The following is a 2,887-nucleotide window of genomic DNA, read 5'->3' as shown; positions in this document are numbered from 1 at the left end:
CAGCGTTATTACCAGGAAGACGCCGCTAACGACCCGATTGTCTGTGACCTGAGATATCAGGGGCAGATTTATGATCAGGAAACCGGTCTGCACTACAACCGCTTCCGCTACTATGATCCTGAAATAGCCCAGTATCTGACGCCCGACCCGATAGGTATGGAAGGAGGCTTAAGACCTCAATCATATGTAGATAACCCTATTGAGTGGATTGATCCTTTAGGGCTAACTTCGTGCAACACTGGAACCTCAAAAGGCACTCATCAGTCAGCTGAACCTGCAAAACCCAAGGATACGCGAGTCCCACAGCAGCCGTCACCTCCGAAGCCTCCAAAACCTCAGGAACCTGTTTCTCCTGTAAAATCATCCAATGAGGGAACTTATCGTGATGCTAATGGCCGTTTACGGACTTCAGATGGAAAGTTTGCGAATGATGGAGGAAGCAAAAAAAGTAAAGGATTAGGCTTTAACACTACAACAGACTCAATGCGTAAAGCTGTTCAAGGTAAACCGTATATCGATCCATTAACAAATAAAGAAGTAACCCCTTCCAAAGATGTGGTTATGTCTCCGGATCATATTTATCCTGTGAGTGAAATTCAAAAAATGCCTGGGTTTGATAAGCTTAATACCAAACAACAAAAAGCTATTATTCATGATACTGTAGGTCTTGATAATATACAGCCTCTCCCCAAAAGTTTGAATGAATCTAAGAGTAACAAAGTTGATGGACAGTGGAAAACATATAAAAATGAACCCCTGAGTAAAGAGTATATTAGAAACTTAACTCGTGAACAGAATGCTGCAAGGGGAAGAATACAAAGCAAAATAATTGATTTTTTTAGAAACTAACTGAAGTGGCTTATAATTATGTCTATTGATAATTTTTTTCCTGGATTTAATGCATTTTTTTATGATTTTTCCACATTTCCTGAAAAGGCAATTGTAAAAATACCAAAATCACTACATTTTTCTATTGACTCAGGTAATGCTGACTTTTTCTCAGATTTGAAGGCTGATTTTCCTAAGTTATATAGAGCGCTTGTATCTGACTGCTCAAATATATGTTTGTTAGAGCAACTATCAATAGGGATGGGGTTGAATAATTTAGGTAAGGAACAGGTGAATTATTTTTGGGGCTTGAAATGTAAAGAAAATATTTTAATTGTAGGTATACCAGCTAGCTCTCCAGATAATGAAATATTTAAAAGTATATCAAAACCTTATTTGGACTGTTTGCCAGATGAGTTTAGGTGTTTCTATCATAAAATGGATGGCTTTTGTATTGCTAATGATAATGCCCCAGAGGGTTATGATTTACCTTCTGGATTCAGTAATTGGTTTGAATTAGCAGATTTTATAGAGAATATAAATGGAGATGATAATACTGCTGCTGCTTTGTATGATAGTTTTCCCGAATCTGATTTTAGAGTATTTGTAAAGTGTTCTAATAATGATCTAATCGTTTGTGACTTTTCAGGAAAAGCTGACGGACTTTACTTTTTAAAAAATGATCGCCCTGGTATCTATAAGAAAATAGAGCACCCGGTTGAGGTAATGGACTCATATTTTGCAAGTGCAGTTATAGGTAAGCCAAATTATCTTACTCTATAAACTACTATCTTATGTTAATTGATTGTAAAGTGTTTTATGTGAATTTGATTTGTACGTCGGCTGTTATATTTTTAAGTATCGATAACCCTATCAGCTCTGCCACTTATCTGGCAGAGTTGATGATATCTAAAAAAGAACCTGGGATAATATCCTGCTCAACTTCATCTTTGATTACTCTTATAATATCATTGTCTCTTGATAGTATTCCTATTCCAACAGGCATAGCTAGATATTTTGCTAAGTCAGGCCTGTTGATTATAAATTCACATATGGATATTTCTCGATAGTTTTCTTCTGCATTATTAATATCTCTGAAAAACCAGCCTGATCGATGAGCTTCCTTTTCTTCTTTGTTCATGTAGAAATTATTGGCTGAATTAAAGCTATCACTTACGATGATCGACTCCCGGATGGATGAGAAGTCTATATTGATTTTTGTGATGCTATTAATTGTATCTTGTTGTTGACGAATGATTTTAATTGAATTGCTTATGCTATCTATGAATTTAATTGGAATTTCCTTCATGTTTGGCTCTGATAGCTTTAAATAGTTATTTTTAATTAAATCAATCTTAAGAATCATGCAGCCTAGTTGTATTGTTTCACCATCTTTAAAGGTAGCCCCATTTTTAACTTGATCTTCTAAATATCTGGAAAACCAATCTATATCTTGCTGGGGGATAGACTTTTCATCATAGCTAAATTGAAATTCGGGATGATTGTATTGATGGAGTTTATTGGTTGTATGTTTCATTTTATCTATACCTTTAAACATCTATTTGGTTGTAAATATGCCATAATATCTTTTTTGGGTAAAGATATTACGAAAATATTTATTTCATTAAAACAATCTGATTAATTTTTTTATCGATGCATTATTATACGTTTTTTATTATTAAAAAACGTCATTTACTACCCATAGAGAAGCAGATTTATATGTATTGGTGGTGATCAAAGCCATGCATCTCTCAGAAATACATGGCTTAATTTATTGCGTTTTACCCCTGAGTTTTAACTACGGCATCCAGCATGGTCTGAATATCTGACATCTCTTCCAGCATATCCTCTATAAAGTAAGACGCTCTTAAAGCAGCTTGCTTGTTATGAGGCAGTGCATCTTCAAAAGCGATATTTTCCAGAGCAATCATCAGGAAAGCACAGCGGTGGCTGAAAGTCTCAAAAAATAAGGGACATCCACATATTTCTCTTTGATTTTTAAGGGAATTTAAGCCTGTCCCCACAGAAACCTCCCCCGAAGGCAACACCACACAGCTGG

4 protein-coding genes are annotated in these 2,887 nt (G+C 35.5%); 2 read left to right on the top strand and 2 right to left on the bottom strand.

Annotated elements, in window-relative coordinates; translation table 11 throughout:
* Both H579_RS28125 and H579_RS0118550 read left to right on the top strand, forming a co-directional pair.
* A partial coding sequence (locus tag H579_RS28125; RefSeq protein WP_169449724.1) for an RHS repeat-associated core domain-containing protein occupies nt 1–849 on the top strand: 849 nt, incomplete at its 5' end.
* An 18-nt stretch (nt 850–867) separates the two neighbouring features.
* Nucleotides 868–1,611 carry a hypothetical protein gene (locus H579_RS0118550; RefSeq protein ID WP_028301901.1) on the top strand — a complete coding sequence of 248 codons (744 nt, stop codon included), beginning with the start codon at nt 868–870 and terminating at the stop codon, nt 1,609–1,611.
* A 103-nt stretch (nt 1,612–1,714) separates the two neighbouring features.
* On the opposite strand, the gene H579_RS0118545 is transcribed toward H579_RS0118550, so the two are convergent.
* Nucleotides 1,715–2,365 (bottom strand): immunity protein Imm33 domain-containing protein, encoded by a 651-nt coding sequence (locus H579_RS0118545; protein WP_028301900.1) that lies wholly within the window; start codon nt 2,363–2,365, stop codon nt 1,715–1,717.
* 244 nt (nt 2,366–2,609) lie between these two features.
* Nucleotides 2,610–2,887, bottom strand: a 278-nt coding sequence (locus tag H579_RS29535; protein WP_036566769.1) for a hypothetical protein, incomplete at its 5' end; no start/stop codon positions are given.

Origin of the sequence: Oceanospirillum beijerinckii DSM 7166 (assembly GCF_000422425.1) — a bacterium.
GTDB lineage: Bacteria > Pseudomonadota > Gammaproteobacteria > Pseudomonadales > Halomonadaceae > Oceanospirillum > Oceanospirillum beijerinckii.
The sequence above is the reverse complement of the archived record's forward strand: the minus strand, read 5'-3'. Positions and strand labels throughout refer to the sequence as shown.